This is a genomic window from Allobosea sp. (assembly GCF_035944895.1).
Taxonomy (GTDB): domain Bacteria; phylum Pseudomonadota; class Alphaproteobacteria; order Rhizobiales; family Beijerinckiaceae; genus Allobosea.
Map to the genome: position 1 here is coordinate 765,089 of NZ_DASZAT010000008.1, position 20,648 is coordinate 785,736.

General features: G+C 67.5%; 16 protein-coding genes. 9 read left to right on the plus strand and 7 right to left on the minus strand.

The features are described from left to right. Nucleotides 1–306: 306 nt before the first annotated feature. On the minus strand, nt 307–1,689 hold the full coding sequence (locus VGV58_RS15195; protein WP_326874842.1) for an aminotransferase: 1,383 nt from the start codon (nt 1,687–1,689) through the stop codon (nt 307–309). Between the two features lie 340 nt (nt 1,690–2,029). On the opposite strand from VGV58_RS15195, the gene VGV58_RS15200 reads away from it, so the two are divergent. Genes VGV58_RS15200 through VGV58_RS15210 form a run of 3 tightly spaced genes read left to right on the plus strand, consistent with a single transcriptional unit; the run spans nt 2,030 to nt 4,028 of the window. Beyond that, nucleotides 2,030–2,560, plus strand: a complete 531-nt coding sequence (locus VGV58_RS15200) for a hypothetical protein (protein ID WP_326874843.1) — start codon at nt 2,030–2,032, stop codon at nt 2,558–2,560. Between the two features lie 17 nt (nt 2,561–2,577). Next, on the plus strand, nt 2,578–2,976 hold the full coding sequence (locus VGV58_RS15205; RefSeq protein WP_326874941.1) for a VOC family protein: 399 nt from the start codon (nt 2,578–2,580) through the stop codon (nt 2,974–2,976). A 17-nt stretch (nt 2,977–2,993) separates the two neighbouring features. After that, on the plus strand, nt 2,994–4,028 hold the full coding sequence (locus VGV58_RS15210) for a DmpA family aminopeptidase (protein ID WP_326874942.1): 1,035 nt from the start codon (nt 2,994–2,996) through the stop codon (nt 4,026–4,028). A gap of 2 nt (nt 4,029–4,030) precedes the next feature. Here VGV58_RS15210 and VGV58_RS15215 read toward each other — a convergent pair whose 3' ends face one another. The 3 genes from VGV58_RS15215 to VGV58_RS15225 form a co-directional block, all read right to left on the minus strand. Beyond that, a complete protein-coding gene (locus VGV58_RS15215) occupies nt 4,031–5,494 on the minus strand; it encodes an amidase family protein (protein WP_326874844.1) in 1,464 nt (487 codons plus the stop codon). Nucleotides 5,495–5,741: 247 nt separating this feature from the next. Continuing rightward, nucleotides 5,742–6,590 (minus strand): patatin-like phospholipase family protein, encoded by an 849-nt coding sequence (locus tag VGV58_RS15220; protein ID WP_326874845.1) that lies wholly within the window; start codon nt 6,588–6,590, stop codon nt 5,742–5,744. Continuing rightward, nucleotides 6,590–7,066, minus strand: a complete 477-nt coding sequence (locus VGV58_RS15225; protein ID WP_326874846.1) for a MarR family winged helix-turn-helix transcriptional regulator — start codon at nt 7,064–7,066, stop codon at nt 6,590–6,592. The genes VGV58_RS15220 and VGV58_RS15225 overlap by 1 nt, the downstream gene beginning before the upstream one ends. Before the next feature lie 117 nt (nt 7,067–7,183). Here VGV58_RS15225 and VGV58_RS15230 point away from each other — a divergent pair, with 117 nt between their 5' ends. From VGV58_RS15230 to VGV58_RS15240, 3 genes are all read left to right on the plus strand, one after another. Continuing rightward, entirely contained in the window at nt 7,184–8,806 is a 1,623-nt protein-coding gene (locus VGV58_RS15230; protein WP_326874847.1) for a long-chain-fatty-acid--CoA ligase, read from the plus strand. 97 nt (nt 8,807–8,903) lie between these two features. Further along, a complete protein-coding gene (locus VGV58_RS15235; RefSeq protein ID WP_326874848.1) occupies nt 8,904–9,653 on the plus strand; it encodes an SDR family NAD(P)-dependent oxidoreductase in 750 nt (249 codons plus the stop codon). 70 nt (nt 9,654–9,723) lie between these two features. Continuing rightward, entirely contained in the window at nt 9,724–10,509 is a 786-nt protein-coding gene (locus tag VGV58_RS15240) for a bestrophin-like domain (protein WP_326874849.1), read from the plus strand. A 485-nt stretch (nt 10,510–10,994) separates the two neighbouring features. Here VGV58_RS15240 and VGV58_RS15245 read toward each other — a convergent pair whose 3' ends face one another. From VGV58_RS15245 to VGV58_RS15255, 3 genes are all read right to left on the minus strand, one after another. After that, nucleotides 10,995–11,813, minus strand: a complete 819-nt coding sequence (locus VGV58_RS15245) for an alpha/beta fold hydrolase (protein WP_326874850.1) — start codon at nt 11,811–11,813, stop codon at nt 10,995–10,997. Between the two features lie 103 nt (nt 11,814–11,916). Further along, a complete protein-coding gene (locus VGV58_RS15250) occupies nt 11,917–14,124 on the minus strand; it encodes a methyl-accepting chemotaxis protein (protein ID WP_326874851.1) in 2,208 nt (735 codons plus the stop codon). Nucleotides 14,125–14,575: 451 nt separating this feature from the next. Further along, on the minus strand, nt 14,576–15,451 hold the full coding sequence (locus VGV58_RS15255; RefSeq protein ID WP_326874852.1) for a LysR substrate-binding domain-containing protein: 876 nt from the start codon (nt 15,449–15,451) through the stop codon (nt 14,576–14,578). 268 nt (nt 15,452–15,719) lie between these two features. Between VGV58_RS15255 and ilvD the strand changes: the two genes are divergently transcribed. The 3 genes from ilvD (at nt 15,720) to VGV58_RS15270 (ending at nt 20,641) form a co-directional block, all read left to right on the plus strand. Beyond that, on the plus strand, nt 15,720–17,561 hold the full coding sequence (ilvD, locus tag VGV58_RS15260) for a dihydroxy-acid dehydratase (RefSeq protein WP_326874854.1): 1,842 nt from the start codon (nt 15,720–15,722) through the stop codon (nt 17,559–17,561). A gap of 29 nt (nt 17,562–17,590) precedes the next feature. Next, the gene (locus tag VGV58_RS15265) at nt 17,591–18,484 is read left to right on the plus strand and encodes a DMT family transporter (protein ID WP_326874855.1); all 894 of its coding nucleotides are present in this window, start codon (nt 17,591–17,593) and stop codon (nt 18,482–18,484) included. Between the two features lie 108 nt (nt 18,485–18,592). Then, nucleotides 18,593–20,641 (plus strand): caspase family protein, encoded by a 2,049-nt coding sequence (locus VGV58_RS15270; RefSeq protein ID WP_326874856.1) that lies wholly within the window; start codon nt 18,593–18,595, stop codon nt 20,639–20,641. Nucleotides 20,642–20,648 lie beyond the last annotated feature (7 nt).

A 20,648-nucleotide genomic window follows, 5' to 3' on the forward strand; every position in this document is an offset into this window, starting at 1 on the left:
GGTCCTCGGTTTCCAGTTGTGGCGCCGACGGTTCCTGGCCGTCAGCACCGCCAATGTCGCTGCCGATCGGGTCAGGCCGGCGGCGGCATTTTGAAATTGTCGTGACATTTTTCGTGTCACACCGAGGCTTTGGTCAGCTTTGGCACAGTTTCGCGGGGGGAAAGGCCAAAGTCAGCGTTGGCCGCCTTTTCCCGTCATGGTCGGGCTTGTCCCGACCATCCACGTCTTCCTCCATGGCATGCGGTGTCCAAGACGTGGATGCTCGCCACTAGGGCGAGCATGACGGCGTGGTTCCGGGGCTCGCCTTCAGCCCGCCAGCAGGCCTTCGGCCTTCACCCAGTCGAGCGTCTTGGCGAGCGCCCGCTCGTAGCGGTCGAACATCTCGCCGATCTCGGCCTCGGTGATCACCAGCGGCGGGCAGAAGGCGACACGGTCGCCGCCCATGGCGCGCAGGATCAGGCCTTCGTCCTGGGCGAAGGAGACCGATTTGGCGGCGACGGCCTTCTTGGCCTCGAACTGTGCCTTGCTCGCCTTGTCCTTGACGAGCTCGACGCCGCCGATCAGGCCGACGCCGCGGGCTTCGCCGACCAGCGGGTGCTCGGCGAGCTTGCCGAGGCGCTGCAGGAAGGTCGGCGCGACCTTGCGGACATGCTCGATGATCCTGTCGCGCTGGTAGATCTCCAGCGTCTTGACCGCGACGGCGCAGCCGACCGGGTGGCCGGCATAGGTGTTGCCGTGGCCGAAGGTACCGATCTTTCGGCTCTGGTCGACGAGCACCTCATAGACCGGCTCGTTGATCAGCACGGCGCTGAGCGGGAAATAGGCCGAGGTCAGCGCCTTGGCGCAGGAGAGCGTGTCGGCCTTCATCTTGTAGGTGGTGGTGCCGAACATCTCGCCGGTGCGGCCGAAGCCGGTGATGACCTCGTCGGCGATGAACAGGATGTCGTATTTGGCGAGGACCGCGTTGATCGCCTCGAAATAGCCCTCGGGCGGGGTCACCGCGCCGCCGGCGCCCATCACCGGCTCGGCGATGAAGGCGGCGACCGTGTCCGGCCCCTCGCGCTGGATCATCTCGTCGAGCTCGGCGGCGAGACGCGCCGAGAAGTCGAGCTCGCTCTCGCCGGGGTGGGCGAAGCGGTAGTGGTGCGGGCTGGAGGTGTGCAGGATGCCGGGGAGCGGCAGGTCGAAATCGGTGTGATTGGCCGGCAGGCCAGTCAGCGAGGCCGAGGCGACGGTGACGCCGTGATAACCCTTCAGCCGCGAGATGATCTTCTTCTTCTTGGGGCGGCCGAGCGCGTTGTTCATGTACCAGACCAGCTTGACCTGGGTGTCGTTCGCATCCGAGCCGGAGGCGCCGTAGAACACCTTGGAGATCGGAACCGGTGCGATTTCCTTCAGCTTTTCGGCCAGCTCGATCGCCGGGTCGTGGCTGCGGCCGGAGAAGATATGGGTGAAGGGCAGTTTCTTCAGCTGCTCATAGGCGACGTCGCAGAGCTCCTGATTGGAATAGCCGAGCGAGGTGCACCAGAGCCCGGCCATGCCCTCGATATAGTCCTTGCCGGAGACGTCGTAGACATAGACGCCCTTGCCACGCTCCAGCACCAGCGGGCCGACCTCGCGGTGGGTGGCCAGGTTGGTGTAGGGATGGACGAGGGTCTCGATGTCGCGCACGGCGAGGTTGGTCAGCATTCCCGGCTCCCGATGTTTATGCGTGATTTATGCGAGCATAGACCGCGGCCGACGCAAGCGCTGAGCGATTTTCCTGCAGATCGGGGCAGAGTCTGGCGCGGGACGGCCCTTCCTCGCCGCCTCCTGCCAAACTCTCCACCGTCATTCCGGCCGTAGCGAAGCGGAGGGCCGGAATCCATCGTAGAACGCGGCGCCCTTCGATGGATTCCGGAGCTGCGCACCTGCGGCGCTTGTCCGGAATGACGATGAGGGTCGCAGAGCGATTTTCAAACGATTCCAATCATCGCTTGCCAGCCGCCGTGGCGATGCGCATGGTTCCGCGCACTTTCGAGAGAGCCCGATGATCGACCCCGCCCGCATGGTGAACCAGCCGGCCCCCGGCCGCGACTGCGGCAGCTGCACGCTGTGCTGCAAGGTCTATGACGTGCCTGCGGTGGAGAGCGTCGCCGGCAGCTGGTGCAAGCACTGCCTGCCCGGGCGGGGCTGCGGCATCCATGCGACGCGGCCCGATCATTGCCGCGCCTTCTTCTGCCTCTGGATGACCCAGACCTTCCTCGGGCCGGAGTGGAAGCCGGACAAGGCCCGTTTCGTGCTGACCATGGACCCGGCGACGAATTGGCTGTTCGTCCAGCTCGACCCCGGCGCGCCGCAGGCCTGGCGCAAGGAGCCCTATCTCACCCAGCTGCGCCGCTGGGCTGCCGCCGGCAACCGCCCGGTCATCGTCTTCCTCAATAAGTCGGCGACGGCGGTCATGCCGACGCATGATGTGCCGCTTGGCGTGATCGCGGGGGATGAGCGGCTGGTGCTGCGCGAGGAGCTGGCGGGCGGGCGGCCGCGCGTCACCGTGGCGAAGGTCAAGGCCGCGGCGTGAGCGCGCCGGACCGGCCGATGCTGCATCACCTTTCCCTGGGAGTGGCCGATATCGAGCGCGCGACGGCATTCTACGACGCCGTGCTCGCGCCGCTCGGTTACATCCGGGTCTGGAGCGATCTTCGCCCCGGCGAGAGCAATCAGGCCGTCGGCTACGGCGTTGCAGGCGGTGGCGACGGCCTGGCCCTGAAGCATCGCCCGGATGGGCAGCGTCCGCCGGGGCCGGGTTTCCACGTCGCCTTCACAGCGCCCGACCAGGCAGCGGTCGACGAATTCCATCTGATGGGGCTGCAGCATGGCGGGCGCGACAACGGCGCGCCGGGCCTGCGGGAGCATTATGGTCCGCACTATTATGCTGCCTTCGTCATCGATCCCGATGGCCATGCCATCGAGGCCGTGTTCAACGCGGCGGTATGACCAGCCTTGAGCAGGAGATGCCCTTGAGCAAGCGGGCGCGCGATTACGGCCTGATCTGCGGCACGCTGTCGCCGGGACCGCTCAATGCGATCACCGATGTCGCCGGCGTCTCCGTCGGTCATCGCACGATCCGCGACGGCGATATCCGCACCGGCTTCACCGCGGTGCTGCCGCATGGCGGCGATCTCTTCCGCGAGAAGGTCAGGGCCGGCGTCGACGTCATCAACGGCTTCGGCAAGAGCGCCGGGCTGATGCAGCTCGCCGAGCTCGGCCAGATCGAGACGCCGCTCCTGCTCGGCAACACGTTTTCGGTCGCAACCGGGATCGAGGCGCTGGTCGGGCGCGCGCTCGCCGGCAATCCCGAGATCGGCCGCAGCACGGGAACGGTCAATTCCCTCGTGCTCGAATGCAATGACGGCTTCCTCTCCGACATCCGCGCTCGCCGCCTGACGGTCGCCGATGCGGATGCCGCGCTCGATGCGGCCAAAAGCGGGCCGGTCGGGGAGGGCGCGGTCGGCGCCGGCACCGGCATGAGCGCCTTCGGCTTCAAGGGCGGCATCGGCACGGCTTCGCGCCTGATTGAACTCGATGGCCGCAGCTTCACTGTCGGCGTGCTGGTGCAGGCGAATTTCGGCAATGCCGGCGATCTCGTCCTGCCCGACGGACGCCGTCCGGTGCCGCCGGCCGCGAGCCCGGTCCAGCCGCCGGAGCGCGGTTCGGTGATCATCATCCTGGCGACCGACCTGCCATTGGAGAGCCGGCAGCTTACCCGCATCGCGAGGCGTTGTGGCGCGGGGCTGGCGCGGCTCGGCGCCTTCTGGGGCAATGGCAGCGGCGACATCGCCATCGCCTTCTCGACCGCAGGCCGGATCGCGCATTTCGACGAGGCCGACCTCGTCCCGCTGACCGTGCTCAACGAGAACCGGATCGACTTAGCCTTCCGCGCCGCGGCCGAGGCGACGCAGGAGGCAGTACTGAATGCAATGCTGGCGGCGCCGGGGACGGTTGGCCGCGACGGCAACCGCCGGCCGTCGCTGGCGGATTGCTTGTAGGTTCAGGCCTTGGCGATCGGCGGCACGCGATAGCCGCCGCCCGACTTCTCCAGCATCGCCCCGACCGCGATCGCCGTTCGGTCCTCGCCGGACGGGGCGATGATCTGGACGCCGGTCGGCAGGCCGGCCTGCGAGCGGCCGACCGGCGCGCTCAGCGAAGGCAAATCGGCGCCGGTGGCGAGGCTCGCCCAGCACAGGAAGTCGAGATAGGGGCGCTCGACCCCGTCGATGTCGAGCCGGCGGGCGTGGAAATCGGGCAGATGGTCATGCTTTTGTGCCGCGACCGGGGCGGGCGGGCAGAGCAGCACGTCGTAGTTCTGGAAGAAGCGGGCCCATTGCCGCTTCAAAGCGAGGCGGCGCTGGTGGAGCTGCTGATAGAGGCCGGGCGTCATCCTCGCGCCGCGGGCCTGCAGCGCCTGATGCGAGAGATCGCCCGGCGCGAACTTCGCCGCTTGCGCCTGGATGCGGGCGCGCACTTTCGGCGGCAGGCCATAGGCGACGACGGCGTGGTTCAGCAGCGCATAGACCTCATAGGCCTCGCTGAAGCGGAAGCCGGGGCGGGCGGTCTCGTCGACGAGCGCGCCGGCTTCGGCGAGGCGCCGGCCGGCTTCGCGCACAGTGTCCGAGACCTCCTTCGTGACCGGCGCGAATGGCTCCTGCGCCCAGATCGCGACGCGCAGGCCCTTTGCTTCCAGCTTGCGCGGAGCGGGCAAGGCCGCTCCCAAGACGTTGGGATCGCGCGGGCCAGTGAGCACTGGCAGGATTAGCTCGAGATCCTCGGTCGCCCGCGCGATCGGACCGGCGACGACGAGGTCGGCATTGCGCAAGGTGCGCCGCTCCGGTGGCGGCGGGATCAGGCCCCAGGTCGAGACCAGGCCCCAGCTGGTCTTCAGCCCGAAGACGCCGCAGGCCTGTGCCGGCCAGCGGATCGAGGAGCCGAGATCGGAGCCGAGTTCGAAGGCACTCATGCCCGTGGCGACCGCGACCGCCGCCCCGCCCGAGGAGCCACCGGGCGAATAGTCGGGGTTCCACGGATTGTTGGTCACGCCATGGGCGGGGTTGTAGCTCTGGAAATCGCCGGAGAAGACCGGAACCATGGTCTTGCCGAGGATGACCGCGCCGGCAGCGCGCAGGCGGGCGACGGCGGCGGCATCCTCCTCAGGGACACGCTCCTTATAGGCCGGCAGACCACCGGAGGAGGGCAGGCCGGCGACATCGAAGGCGTCCTTGATCGTGATCGGGAGGCCTTCGAGTGGACGCGCCTGCCCTGCCGCGATGCGCCGGTCCGATTCTGCGGCCATCGCCCGCGCGGCGTCGCGATCCTGCGCGACGATGGCGTTGAGGGAGGGGTTCAGCACGTCGATGCGGGCGAAGGTCGCCTCGAGCAGGTCGAGGGCGCTGAAGCGGCGGGCGAGCAGATCGGCGCGCAGGCTCGTGGCGGAGGCGGTCAGGTCGATCGAGGCCATCGGGAAATCCGGCGGAAGGGACTCAAGTCGTAGACCAAGGTCGCTGGTGAGGACAATCAAGCGCGGGACCCCCTCTCCCGGATGGGAGAGGGGTAGGGGTGAGGGACCGCCGCTGATTGTTAGGGTGAAGCGGCGCCGCTGCGACCTCTATCGGATAGGACAGGCCCTCATCCCCGCCCTTCTCCCAGACGGGAGAAGGGTTCCCCGCGTCCCGGCTTTGCTGGCAGAGCCCGCCGATCCAGATCGGCTATCCCGCCTTCCGCCGCTCCATCGTTCTCAGGAAATTCTCGCCGTCCCTGACCCCGAGCTCATAGGCGAAGCGGATACCGTCCCAGTTGCGGATGGTGAACTGGCTGACCGGGATCACCTGCGAGGGCCGGACATAAGTGCGGTTCTGAACCTGCGGCACCTGCGCGAAGGGGCGGGTCAGCAGCACCAAGGTCTGTTCGCCGGCCGCCTCCATCTCGGCCAGCGCCCAGGCGGGCGCGCTGTCGACCAGGCCGCCATCCAGCGCCGCGCGGGCGCCGATGTTCCCTGCTGGCATGAAGGGCGGCACGGCGGCGCTCGCCATCAGCGCATCGACCAGCGCTTCAGGATCGGCGCAATCGGCGATGCGGATCAGATCGGGCCGGAAGCCGAGCTTGCGGCCGATGGTCGGGTGGACCGGCCGGCGCAGGCGCTTTTCGAGCTGGTAGGCGCCGATGCCGATCGTGGTGATCACTGGCAGCGGCCAAAACCGCGGCGGCCGCGAGATCGCGATCAGGAAATCGGCCTGGGCTTTCAGCGCCGCCAGCCGCTCCGGCGTGAACAGGCTCGCGAGCATGCCGCGGTACATCTGTGCGACCGGGAAGAGCCTGCCGCCGCGGCGGAAGGCGGCCCAGTCGACCTCGGACGTGCGGCCGGTGCAGGCCTCACGCAGCATCTCGCGCACGGTGGGGCCGACGCCGAGCGCATTGTAGAGCATGGCGCCAGCCCCGGCGCTGGCGCCGACGATGCGGCGCGGCTTCAGGCCGATCTCAGGCGCGACGGTTTCATAGAAACCGCCCTGCCAGTAGCAGCGATTGCCGCCGCCGGCATAGGCCAGACCGGCGAACATCAGGGCGTGTCGAGGGCGCGGGCGCGCTCGCGCCAGGCCAGCACCAGCCGGTCGAGCTCGGCGAGGTCCTGCGTCGGCAGCTTGCCGAGCGTCTGGGCGACATAATCGCGCTGCGTCGTCATGCCTGCGTCGGCGAGCCGGCGGCCTTCGGGCGTCAGGTGCATGGCATAGGAGCGCCGGTCGCCGACGATGGCGCGGCGCTCGACCAGGCCCGCCTGCACCAGCCGGTCGACCAGGCCGGAGACATTGCCCTTGGTGACGTAGAGCCGCTCGGCGAGCTCGCTCTGGCTGATGCCCTCGCGCTCGGTCAGCGTCGAGAGCAGGTCGAATTGCGGGATGGAGAGGCCGAGCTCGCGGATGCGTGCGGTCATCTGGCCGAGCATGCGCTGATGCAGGCGCATGAAACGGAACCAGACGCGATCCGGCTCGATGGGCTCCGGGGCGGGGATTGGGCGCGGCACTGACAAGGCGTTCATCCCTAGATCGTTTACTTGTAAACTAACTCATCTCCAATCGGGAGGCGAGGGCTTTCGCCCCGAGCCGTCCGCTGGCTATGCTGCCAAAAAGCGAAGCAAGACGACAGGGAGAAACGCATGCTCGGGCTGATGCAGAATTGGCCGCTGCTGATCCACCGGATCATCGATCACGCGGCGATCCAGCATGGCAGCCGCGAAGTCGTCTCCCGCAGCGTCGAAGGGCCGATCCGCCGCACCACCTATGCCGGGATCCGCCAGAGCGCGCTCAGGATCGGCAAAAGGCTGTCGCGCGAGGGCATCCGCCTCGGCGATCGTGTCGCGACGCTCGCCTGGAACACCGACCGGCATCTGGCGCTCTGGTACGGCATCAGCGGCATCGGCGCGATCACCCACACCGTCAATCCGCGGCTGTTCCCGGAGCAGATCGCCCAATTGATCGATCATGCCGAGGACCGGCTGGTCTTCCTCGACCTCACCTTCGTTGCGCTGATGGAAGGCCTGCAGGACAAGCTGCCATCGGTCGAACGCTACATCGTCCTGACCGACGCCGCGCATATGCCGGAGACCTCGCTCCGGAACGCCGTTCCTTACGAGGACTGGCTCGCCGAGACCGATGACGATTTCGCCTGGGCTGCGTTCGACGAGAACACGGCGGCCGGGCTCTGCTACACCTCGGGCACGACCGGCGGGCCCAAAGGCGTGCTTTATTCGCACCGCTCCAACGTGCTGCACGCCATGGGCTGCGCCCAGCCGGACTATATGGGCCTGTCGGCCCGGACCGTCGTCCTGCCGGTGGTGCCGCTCTTCCACGCGAACAGCTGGTCGCTCGCCTTCTCGGCGCCGATGACCGGCGCGAAGCTGGTCATGCCCGGCATGAAGCTCGACGGCGCCTCGCTGCTCGAGCTGCTCAACGGCGAGGGCGTGACGCTGACCGCGGCGGTGCCGACTGTCTGGCTCGGCCTGCTGCAGCACCTGGAAGCAACCGGCGGCAAGCTCGACACCTTGAAGCGGGTGGTGATCGGCGGCTCGGCCTGCCCGCGGGCGATGACCGAGGCGTTCGAGACGAAATACGGCGTCACCGTCGACCATGCCTGGGGAATGACTGAGATGAGCCCGATCGGCTCGTTCTGCTCGATCAAGCCTGTTTATGACGGGCTCGAAGGCGATGCGCTCTATGACCTCAAGGTCAAGCAGGGCCATCCGCAGTTCGGCGTCGAGTTCCGCCTGACCGATGATGACGGCACCGACCTGCCCTGGGACGGCAAGACCTTCGGGCGCTTGAAGGTGCGCGGGCCGGCGGTCGCCGGCGCCTATTACCGGCACGACCAGCCGATCCTGGACGAGCACGGCTTCTTCGACACCGGCGACGTCGCGACCATCGATCCCCATGGCTACATGCAGGTCACTGACCGCTCCAAGGACGTGATCAAGTCGGGCGGCGAGTGGATCTCCTCGATCGAGCTCGAAAACCTCGCCATCGGCCATCCCGATGTGGCGGAAGCGGCGGTGATCGGCGTCTCCCATCCGAAATGGGACGAGCGGCCGCTTCTGGTGATCGTGCCCAAGCCCGGCAGGACGCCAGGCCGCGAGGAGATGCTGGCGTTCATGACTGGCAAGGTCGCGAAATGGTGGCTGCCCGACGATGTCGTGCTGGTCGAGGCGATCCCACACACCGCGACGGGCAAGATCCAGAAGACGGCGCTCAGGGAGATGTTTCGGGAGTATCGGCTGCCGGGGTGAGGGGGCTGCCATGCGCAGATGGCGGGCGACGAACCTTGAAACCGGGCCTTTCGCCGCGGTTATCTAGGTTCTGATCAATCAGCAAGGAATCGTCCGCATGGCCAAGGAATTCGCCGGCAAGCGCGTGATCGTCATGGGCGGCAGCCGCGGCATCGGGCGCTCGATCGCGCTTGGGTTCGCTGCGCAAGGGGCATCGGTCTCGATCTGTGCGCGCAATCCGGGGCCGCTCGACGCGACGCGCCGGGAGATCGAAGCGCTCGGCGTAACCGCGCATGGCTCAAGCGTCGATCTCGCCGACGCCAAGGCGATCGAGGCCTATGTGCCTGAGGCCGTGAAGATCCTCGGAGGCCTGGACATCCTCGTCAACAACGCCTCCGGCTTCGGCCATTCGGATGACGAAGAGGGCTGGGCCGCCTCGCTTACTATCGACATGATGGCGATCGTCCGCGGCAGCCATGCGGCGATCCCACACATGAAGCCGGGTTCGTCGATCGTGAACATCTCCTCGATCTCGGCCCTGCGGGCGTCGTCGCGTTCGGCGCCCTATGGCGCGATCAAGGCGGCGGTGATGCACTACACCGCGAGCCAGGCGAAGATGCTGGCGAAGCAGGGCATAAGGGTGAACGGCGTCGCACCCGGCTCGATCGAGTTCCCCGGCGGGACATGGGAAGACCGGAAGACCTCGAACCCCGAACTCTATCGCTCGACCCTGGCCAGCATTGCCTTCGGCCGGATGGGCAAGCCGGAGGAGGTCGCCGAGGTCGTGCTCTTCCTGGCTTCCGACAAGGCGAGCTGGGTCACCGCTCAGACTATTGTCGTCGATGGCGGGCAGCTCGTAGGGCCCTGATCCGTTCCGGGGGAAGCCGAGGTTCATGCCGACCGCGCATCCTGGTCGTTGACCGCGCCAAGGAGATCACATGGAATTTCTCCTGGTCCTCGCATTTCTCGCGCTGTTCAGCCTGAGCGCGCTGGCAGGCATGGCTTTGCGGAAGCGCCTGCATGAGCGCCATCTGACCAGCGAGAACATGGATTCGATCAGGCTGGTGACCGGGCTGATGGTCACCTTCGCCGCGCTCATCCTCTCCTTGCAATTGTCGACGGCCCGGAATCGCTTCGACGTCACGAGCAGCCACCGTTCCACCTACGCTGCGCGTCTGGCCAATCTCGACCAGTGCCTGCGCCTGTTCAGGGAGACCGCCGATCCGGTCAGGCTGAAGCTGCGGCAATACACGGCCGCCGTGATCGCGAGCACCTGGCCTCGCGAGGCCGCGCCGACGATCGCGGGAATGCCTGACATCGTGGGCATGGCCGTTCGCGGCGAGGATCGGACGTTGTCGCGCTTGATGAGCGAGATCGGGGCCGGCGTGGACACGCTTCCGACCACGGGTCTCGAGAACTCCGCGACGCGCTGCCGTGCAGCCTATGCGGAGGTCTCATCCGCCAGATGGAATGTCATCGAAGATGCGATCGCTCCATCCGGCGACTTCTTCGTCGGCATATTGAGCTTCTGGCTCAGCCTGGTCTTCCTGAGCTTCGGCCTGCAGATTCCGCGCCGGGCGTTGAGTGCCGCGGTCCTCGCGATCGGGGTGCTCTCGGTTTCGAGCGTCATGTTCGTGATCGTCGACCTCAGCCTGCCCTATCAGGGGGTGTTCCATGTCCCGAGCACGGCGATGCGCGAGGCGCTCGCGGATATGGCGCGATAACGCGGCCCCGCCGGCCCGCGCCACGAGGGTCTGAAGACAAACGCGATCCCAAGGGAGGCGCGGGGTCCGGCTGCGGCGGCGTTCCGCCGCCATGTCGAATGTCGATGTCGAGATGTCGAAGCGGCGAAATGCTCGCCGCTGCCGAACCCCGCGCGCGGTTCTCTATAAGATGCCTCGCCGTGCTTTCAGGTCCGGCTGGACCGGGCGTACCCGGACGACGAGGCACCTCCGCCATTCCAGCCCGCAACGGCTGTTCAAGACGGACACCGCTCTCCCGCCCGGCCGCACGATGCCTCGCGACAGCCCCCTTGGTCGGACGGGACGGGGGGAGAATACGACGGGTTTCGGGAGCGGGGATCGATTGGGAATTTGTCCCCGCGGTTTCCCTTCTCCCCTCGGGGGAGAAGGTGGCAGCGCGAAGCGCTGACGGATGAGGGTCCGTCAGGCAGGGCGAGCGGTAAACGCCTCGCCCGGTCGCACTGCCCTCATCCCCCTGCCGGGACCTTCTCCCCCGAGGGGAGAAGGAGGCTTAAAAACTCCACGATCGCCGCGACCAGCGTACCTTCCGCCTCGCGATGCGGGACATGGCCTATCCCGGGCAGGATCAGCGTCTCGCCGCGTCCCTCGGCGATGCGCCAGGGGTGGCGGAGCGAACCGTATTCGTCGCGCTCGCCATGGACGGCGAGGACCGGGCAGCGCACCCCGGCCAGAGGTCCGTCGAGCGTCCAGTCGGCGAAGGCGGGCGAGAGCCAGGTTCCGATCCAGGCATCGAGCACCCAGGGCGTCTTGTCGCCGTGATAGCGCGCCAGCCGGGCGAGGTTGTCCGGGTCCTGAAAATCGTGCTGCGCCACCCTGATCCCGGCGAGCGTCCTCTCCTCGATGAAGGTCTGGGCGGCGATGGTGACGAGGGCCCGGCACCGGCCGGGCCAGTGCGCTGCCGTCTCGATCGCCATGCAGCCGCCGACGCTATGGCCGCAGGCGATGAAATCGCCGATGCCGAACTGCTCGCAGAGTTGCGGAACGACGCTCTGCGCCTCGTCGGCGATGAAATCGAGACCGAGCGCTCCGGGATGCGGATCGGAGCGGCCGAAGCCGAGACGATCATAGGCAACGACGCGCCGGCCGGTCGTCACCGCGAGCTTTTCGGGGAAACTGCGCCAGAGTTCGACTGATCCGAGCGAGTCGTGGAGGAGCAGGATCGGCGTGCGCCGGCTCGCGTCGGCCGCGAATGGCATCCAGCTTCGTGTGAAGAGATGGTTCTCGCCGAGCCGGAGCAGGGCATCCTGTTGGTCGACGGTCGTCACTCGGGCCCGCTCTGCCGGCAATTGTCGAAGGGGCTCATCCTGCCTTCGTCCTTGAGAGGTCCGCAAGGATGCCGGCCGCCCCGTGGGACGGCCGGCTGCGTGCTCAGAACTCGGCCCAGCCGCTGTCGCCGTGCTTGCCGGCATTGGCGACCTTGCGCGGGGCCGGGTTGAAGGCGGTCGCGGCGAGCTGCTGCAGGCGCTGCGGCTCGGCCGCGGGCTTGCGTGCGGTGGCCGGGCGGGCGGCCGAGCGGGCCGGCGCGGCGTGCGGCATGGAAGCGCCGGTGGCGGCATCGCCGCCGGTCTTGAAGGCGGCAACGAGATCGTTGAGCTGCGTGATGCGCTGGTTGAGCGCATTGGCGCTGGCGGCGCTCTGCTCGGAGAGCGCGGCGTTCTGCTGGGTCATCTCGTCCATATGGGCGACGGTCTGGCTCATCTCCTCGATGCCGTTGGCCTGCTCGGCCGCGGCCGAGGAGATGTCGGCGATGGTCGAGGCGACCTTCTGCGACGCCGCCAGGATCTGCGTCAGCGCATCGCCGGCCTGCCGGACCAGCTTGACGCCCTCGCCGACCTCGGCGTTCGAGGAGGAGATCAGCGTCGAGATGTCCTTGGCGGCTTCGCCCGAGCGTTGCGCCAGGGTGCGCACCTCGGAGGCGACGACGGCGAAGCCCTTGCCGGCATCACCCGCCCTGGCGGCCTCGACGGCCGCGTTGAGGGCGAGGAGGTTGGTCTGGAAGGCGATGTCGTCAATCACGCGGGTGATGTCGGAGATCTTCTTCGAGGCGTCCTCGATCCGGGCCATGGCGCTGACCGCCTTGCCGGCGATGGCGCCGCCACCCTCGGCGGCGCGCATCGCCTCCTCGGCGGTGGTTGCCGCCTGGCGCGAGGCCTGGGCGGAAGCCTTGACGGAAGCCGCCAGTTCCTCGGTCGTCGCTGCGCTTTCTTCCAACGAGGAGGCCTGTTCCTCGGTGCGCTTGGAGAGATCGTCGGCGCCGGTCGCGATCTCGCGAGCCGAGAGCCCGACATCGGCGGAGGTGAGCTGGATCGTCTTCACCGTCGAGGACAGGCGCTCGACGGTCTCGTTCACCGCAGCCTTCAGCTCGCCGAAGCGGCCGCGATACTGGGTGGCGATGTCCTGCGTCAGGTCGCCATCGGCGACGCGCTGCAGCACGGCGACGAACTCGGTCGTGGCGCCGTCGACGACGGCGTTGATCTCGTTGATGCCGGCGACCAGCTTCTGCATCTGCTCGTCGGCATCGTCGATCTGCAGCCGGGCCGAGAAATCGCCATCGGCCGCTGCGGCGACGACCTCGCCGACATCGGAGACGACGCGCGACATCGCTTCGGCACGGGCCGCGCGCGTCGCGGCTTCCGCCCGCTCCTGGGCCTCCAGCGCGCGGATCTGCACCAGCTTGTCGCGGAAGAGCAGCAGAGCGCCTGCGACGGCGCCGACCTCGTCATGCCGGCCGGTCTGCGGGATCGGGGTCTCGAGCTCGCCATTGGAGAGCCCGTCGATGCTGGCCTTGATCGCGGCGAGCGGCTTGATGACCCGCGAGACGATCAGGGCGCCGGTGGCGAGCATCAGCATGACCAGCGTGCCGAGCAGCAGGTTGAACGCCCACTGGATCTGACTGACCGTGGCGTTGGTCGCATCGAGGAGCGCGGTAGTGCGGGCCTCGACCAGCCCGAAGAACTCGTCGACCGGTTTCATGATCTCGGCCTTCATCCGGTCGTAGTCGGCCGAAAACAGCAGCTCGCGAGCGAGGTTGAGATCGCGCTCCTTCTTGACGGTGTATTGGCCGCCTGCGTCCGCGAACAGGCCCTTGGCGGCGTTCATCGCGCGTGTTTCGAGGGCGACGAGGCCCTCCGACTTGGCTGCGGCCTGGCCGAGCCTGGCGAATTCCTGGTCGGTGAAGCCAGCTTCCTTCATCGCTGTCAGCAGCGCCTTGGTCTCGCCGGGGCCGCGCGGGCGCACCGCATTGTCGAGGACGAGATCCCAGTAGATCCGGTGCGGCTCGACGGGGCGCGGCTTCTCGCCGCTGCGCATGGCGATGACTTCGAGATATTGCTGCTCGTAGCGCGGGTTGCCGGTGGCGGCGAAGGTCCGGGCCAGCCGCGTCAGGTCGTCCGAGCTCTGCCGGAATTCATCGGCGAGCAGATAGGAATTATAGGCCTGGCGATAGGCGTTGGCCCGGGCACCAACGGCCTGCTGCTGGAAATACCAGGTTGCGATGATCGCCGCGATCAGTGCGGCGAAGAGCCCTGCGATACACAGGAATACCTGCTTGATCGTGAGATTGGCTGCCAGGCGCATATGCGTGTTCCTAGACTGCGTGGGGGTGGCAGGAGCTCGCATGGACGATGGCGCGAGCGAATCCGGGATGAACTGCACGATCATCCGACGAGATGTTGGAGTGATGCTTGCTCGATCGGGCGATGCACCGCCCAATACGATAGGGCGCACGGCCGTGGGGCCATGCTGTACTGTCGGCGATAGGCACAGAGGGAATCCGGGCGCTTATTTTCTAAGCAGATCGTGTGCCAGGATAGTAAATTTTTACTAAAAAGCCGATTGGTGCTGTTGATAATTCAGTTCGATCGGCGGGTGTTGTTGCCTGTCCGATGCAGCGAGGCAGGTCGCGAGCTTGCTGGAATGCTTTTTCTGCAGCTTTAGAGATTTAATATTGATCGAATGCAACCTGACATATGTTTGGGAGCGTCGGGTGTCGCGCCCGTGATGGCGGCTGCGGGCGTAGGGACACGCTTCAGCCTGCTTCAACCTTCAACGCTTCCGAGAGGAAGCTGGCGAGAGCGCGGATCGCCGGCGTCGGCCGGCCGGGAGCGAGATGCAGCGCGATCTCGGAGGCTGGCAGGGCAGGCAGGCCCTCCGCTTCGCCGAGCAGGCGCAATCCCTCGCGCGCCGTGCCGGCCTTGACCACGGTGAGAGCCGCGCCGGCGGCGGCGATCGCCTCGACCGCGCCGATGCTGGAGGAGGAGAACAGGATGCGCCAGGGCCGGCCGGCCTCGTTCAGCGCGGCGAGCGCCCATTCCCGATACATGTTCGGCGCCTTCAGCAGGGCGAGCGGCAACGGCCCCGAGGGCGGAAAGTCATGGCGGTCGGACCAGGCCCAGGCGGTGCGTTCGCTGCGCAGCACCTCGCCGCTGCCGTCGCCGGCTTTCTGCGTCGCCAGCACGAGATCAAAGGCCTCGCCCAGGCTGCCGATCAGGTCGCGGGTGAAGCCGGTGGTGACCTCGAGCTCGACCTCGGGATGCGAGCGGGCGAAACGGGCGAGCGTCTCGGGCAGGACGATGGTGGCATAATCGTCCATCACCGCGAGCCGGACCCGGCCGGAGACGCTTTGTGCCCGGACGACGTCGAGCGCCTCGTCATGCAGGGCGACAATGCGGCGCGCATAGGACAGGAAATCCTCGCCGGCGCGGGTGAGCAGCACCTCCTGCGGCGAGCGCTGCAGCAGAGTCTGGCCGGCGATCTCCTCGAGCTTTCGCACCTGCGTTGAGATCGTCGACTGCGTGCGGTTGAGCGCCGCCGCGGCGCGGGTGAAGGAGCGCAGCTCCGCGATGGTGACGAAGGTCCGCAGCAGGTCGATGTCGATATTGCGCAGTGCGGTCACGTCCTGCATTCCCCTCAGCCCTCATCCTGAGGAGCGATCGCAGATCGCGTCTCGAAGGATGATCCAGGAAGACTCCTGAGCTTTCTGAAGCATCCTTCGAGACGCAGCCTCTGGCTGCTCCTCAGGATGAGGGCTCAGGTGTTTCAACTGTCTTCGCGCCCGCAGCATGGACAGCGCCGATGGTCAAAATCGAATAATTCAATTTTGTCTGGCCGTGCGCCGCCGCTAGCTATAGGGCGAGCCCTTCTGTTCGGATGTAGCGTCAACGAGGTCAAGCATGCCGAGGCTGAGATCCGCCACCACCACCCATGGCCGCAACATGGCCGGCGCCCGCGGCCTCTGGCGCGCCACCGGCATGAAGGACAGCGATTTCGGCAAGCCGATCATCGCGGTGGTGAACTCCTTCACCCAGTTCGTGCCGGGCCATGTCCACCTCAAGGATCTCGGCCAGCTCGTCGCGCGCGAGATCGAGAAGGCCGGCGGTGTCGCCAAGGAATTCAACACCATCGCGGTCGATGACGGCATCGCCATGGGCCATGACGGCATGCTCTATTCGCTGCCCTCGCGCGAGCTGATCGCCGACAGCGTCGAATACATGGTCAACGCCCATTGCGCCGACGCGATGGTCTGCATCTCCAATTGCGACAAGATCACGCCCGGCATGCTGATGGCGTCGATGCGCCTGAACATCCCGACCGTGTTCGTCTCGGGCGGGCCGATGGAGGCCGGCAAGTTCATCGCCGAGGGCGTACTGAAGAAGGTCGACCTGGTCGACGCCATGGTCGCCGCTGCGGACAGCAAGTACTCGGACAGCGAAGTCGAGGTGATCGAGCGCTCGGCCTGCCCGACCTGCGGCTCCTGCTCGGGCATGTTCACCGCCAACTCGATGAACTGCCTGACCGAGGCGCTCGGCCTCGCGCTCCCCGGCAACGGCTCGACGCTGGCGACCCATGCCGACCGCAAGCGCCTGTTCGTTGAGGCCGGGCACCTGATCGTCGACATCGCCAAGCGCTATTACGAGCAGGACGACGAGAGCGTGCTGCCGCGCAATGTCGCGAGCTTCAAGGCCTTCGAGAACGCGATGACGCTCGACATCTCGATGGGCGGCTCGACCAACACGGTGCTGCATCTGCTGGCGGCGGCGCATGAGGCCGAAATCGACTTCACCATGGCCGATATCGACCGGCTCTCGCGCAATGTGCCGGTGCTGTGCAAGGTCGCGCCGGCCGTCGCCAACGTCCACATGGAAGACGTCCACCGTGCCGGCGGCATCATGGCGATCCTGGGCGAGCTCGACCGTGCCGGCCTGATCGACACCTCGCTGCCGACTGTGCACAGCGCGACGATGGGCGAGGCGCTCGAGCGCTGGGACATCAGGCAGACGCAGAGCGAGGCGGTGCGCTCCTTCTACAGCGCCGCGCCCGGCGGCGTGCCGACGCAGACCGCCTTCAGCCAGGACCGGCGCTATGAGGAGCTCGACCTCGATCGCGAAAAGGGTGTCATCCGCGAGAAGGCGCATGCGCATTCGCAGGATGGCGGCCTCGCCGTGCTCTACGGCAACATCGCGCTCGACGGCTGCATCGTTAAGACCGCCGGCGTCGATGCCTCGATCCTGACCTTCTCGGGCACGGCGGTGATCTTCGAGAGCCAGGACGCGGCGGTCGAGGGCATCCTGAACCGCAAGGTCAAGGAAGGCGACATCGTCCTCATCCGCTATGAGGGGCCGCGCGGCGGGCCGGGCATGCAGGAGATGCTCTATCCGACGAGCTATCTGAAGTCGAAGGGGCTGGGCAAAGCCTGCGCGCTCGTCACCGACGGGCGCTTCTCCGGCGGTTCGTCGGGCCTCTCGATCGGCCATGTCTCGCCTGAGGCAGCGGAAGGCGGCGCGATCGGCCTGGTCGAAAGCGGCGACGTGATCGAGATCGACATCCCCAAGCGCAGCATCGTCCTCAAGGTCTCCGACGAGGAGCTGGCGCGCCGGCGCGCCGCGATGGATGCCAAGGGCAAGGATGGCTGGAAGCCGGCGGCACCGCGCAAGCGCAAGGTCTCGACGGCGCTGAAGGCCTATGCGGCGCTGGCGACCAGCGCGGCGAAGGGGGCGGTGCGCGCCATCGACTGAGCTGAGACAAAGCCAGCGGAGGCCCGGGCATGAGCGAGCTCTGGGGCGTCGTGGCCGCGGCGGCGTCGAGCGCGCTTGGCGGAACCTCCATCGCCGCGACCCGCTATCTCGTCGGCCATCTCGATCCCCTCGCGATCGGCTCCTTCCGCTTCGGCATCGGCTGCCTGATGCTCGCGCCGGTCGCCCTCCTGGGCGGCCAGCGCTGGCCGGATCGCAGCGACTGGCTCCAGACCGCCGGGCTGGGGCTGCTGTTCTTCGCGCTCTTCCCGATCCTGTTCAACGCCTCGCTGATCTATACGAGCAGCGCGCGCGGGGCGTTGGCGCTCTCGACCCTGCCGCTCTTGTCGCTGGTCGTCGGCGCGGCGCTCGGCCAGGAGCGATTGACGGTGCGGAAAACCGCCGGCGTGCTGGTCGCCATGGCAGGCGTCGGCTTTGCACTGCTTGCAGGTCTCAGCCGGGCGCCGCCGCAGGCCTGGCGCGGCGATCTCCTGATGATCACGGCGGCGCTCTGCATGGCGCTTTACGGCATCTGGTCGAAGCCGGTGATCCGCCGTTGCGGCCCGATCCCGTTCACGACCGTCGCGATGGCGGTCGGCGCTGCGGCGCTGATCCTGATCTCGGCGCTGCGGGGCAGCTTCGATGCGGTGGCGCAATTTGCCGTCCCGCAATGGTCGGCAGCGCTTTATCTCGGCGTGATCGGCGCCGCCCTGACCTTCTATCTCTGGGCCTTTGCGCTTGGACGGGCGTCGGCGACCAGCGTCGCGGTCACCGTCACCGTCAACCCGGTCACGGCCTCGCTGGTGGCCGCTCTCGTGCTGAACGAGCCGATCGGCTGGAACCTCGCGGTCGGGGTTGTCGTCGTCGGGATCGGCATTTGGCTCGCGACCACGGAGGGGCGCAGCGCCGCATCCGGCGGCGGCTGAGAGGACCCCACGTCACATCTTCGCCATGGATCGTCCGGACAAAAGCCGCATCGACAAATCGACGCCAGCGCGGCCCGGCGCTGGCGCGCGGATTCTGGAGGTGGCCCCTTGCCGGCGTTCCTGATCGCAGCCCTGCTCTGGCTCGGGCTTCTCTCGTCGTCGATCGCGCAGGCGCCGCCGGTCACCCTCTCCGACAATGCCGAATCGATCGCGGTGGTGGTCGGCAACAAGAGCTACAAGCAGACCAGTACGGTCGACTTCGCCCATAACGACGCCGAGGCGATCAGGGCTTACCTCACAGGCACGCTCGGCTTCCGCGAGCAGAACGTCTTCCTGTTGAAGGATGCGACGCTCGGCGAGCTCACGCAGATGTTCGGCAGCGAGGCCAATCCGCAAGGCGGCAAGCTCTGGCGCAGCGCGGTCGAGGGCCGCTCCAACGTCTTCGTCTATTATTCCGGCCATGGCGTGCCGGATCTCGCCACCCGCCAGCCCTTCCTGCTGCCGCAGGACGGCAATCCCAATGCCAGCGAGAGCGGCTATGCCGTGCAGACCCTCTACCGCAATCTCGAGCTCGTTCGGCAGAAGATCGGTTCGCAGCGGCAACTGATCGTGATGATCGATGCCTGCTTCACCGGCGAGACCGGCCGCAAGGGCGAAAGCCTGCTCGCGGTCTCGGCACCCGGCTTCACGCCTGCGAAGCCGCGTACCGGCGGCGGCATCGTCAAGCTGGTCGCGACCTCCGGCACGACGCCAGCGAACTGGGACGAAGGCCAGAAGCTCGGCCTGTTCACCAGCCGCTTCCTGATGGGCGCCGCCGGGCTGGCGCGGCCGGCCGGCGCGCCCGAGACCGGGCCGCTCGCCTGGTCCGACCTGCAACGCTATCTCAAGGACAGCGTCGAGGCGGCGGCGCGGCGCGACAGCGGCCGCGAGCAGGCGCCGGAGATCGACCTGGCTTCGATCGCCCTGCCGGTGGCGCAGCCGGTGCCGGCGGTGGCGCGCGCCGTTGCTTTGGCGCGGGACGAGGCCAACTGGCAGCGGGCCAAGGCGGCCGGCGAGCGCAGCGCGCTCGAGGCCTATGTGGCGCGCTGCGGCGAGGCCTGCGGCTATCGCGAGGCGGCAATGGCGCTGCTGCTCGACAAGCGCCGCAGCGGCGAAGCCGCAACCGACGAACAGAACTGGGTCAGGCTCGGCGGCTCCGGCCGCTATGAGGACTATCTCAAGGGCTGCGGCACGGTCTGCGCCTATCGCTCCCTGGCGGAAGGCTATCTCGGGCGGACCGGCGCCTCGCGCGATCCGCGCGTGCAGGAGTGCGACGAGCTCGCCGGCGACCCCGCTGATCCCGATCGGCGCGAGGGCGTTAAGGGCGTGAAATTCGCGCGGATCGATGCCCGTGCCGCGATCGCGGCCTGCAGGCAGGCGGCGGAGCAGCAGCCGCAGATCAGGCGGCTCTCCTATCAGCTCGGCCGCGCCTATGACAAAGCCGAGCGCTACAAGGATGCGCTCGCGGCTTACGACAGGGCGGCCGATGCCGGCAGCGCCGCGGCGATGAACAATCTCGGCGCGCTCTACGAGAACGGCCAGGGCAGCAAGGTCGAGCTGCAGAAGGCCTTTGCGCTCTATGAGCAGGCTGCCGGAACCGGCAACGCCATCGCGATGAGCAATGTCGGGCGCATGCTGCAATATGGCCGCGGCCGGCCGCGCGACGAGGCTGCGTCGCTACGCTGGTATCAGAAGGCGGCGGAAGCGGGCGACGCCTTCTCGATCGCCAAGCTGGTGCCGGCCTATCTCGAAGGCCGGCCGGGTTTCCCGAAGAATCCGCAGAAGGGTTTCGACCTGTTCCGCCAGGCCGCCGACAAGGGCGATCCGATCGCGATGGTCTCGATGGCGACGCTGATCGACAACGGATTCGGCTCCTTCTTTCCCGGCACGGGCTCGCTGCAGATGCTGATGAAGGCGCTGGCGAAGGGCGAGGCCGGCGCCGCCGCGATCTCTGCCAGCGACGTCTCCGAGCAGAAGCTGAAGCCGGACACGGTGCGGGCCTTGCAACGGGCGGCGCAGAAGGCCGATCATTACAGCGGCGCGATCGATGGCCGCTTCAACCCCGTCTTTGTACGGGCGCTGGATGGCTATGCGCGGTCGCTGGAGCAGGAGCATTAGAACCCGG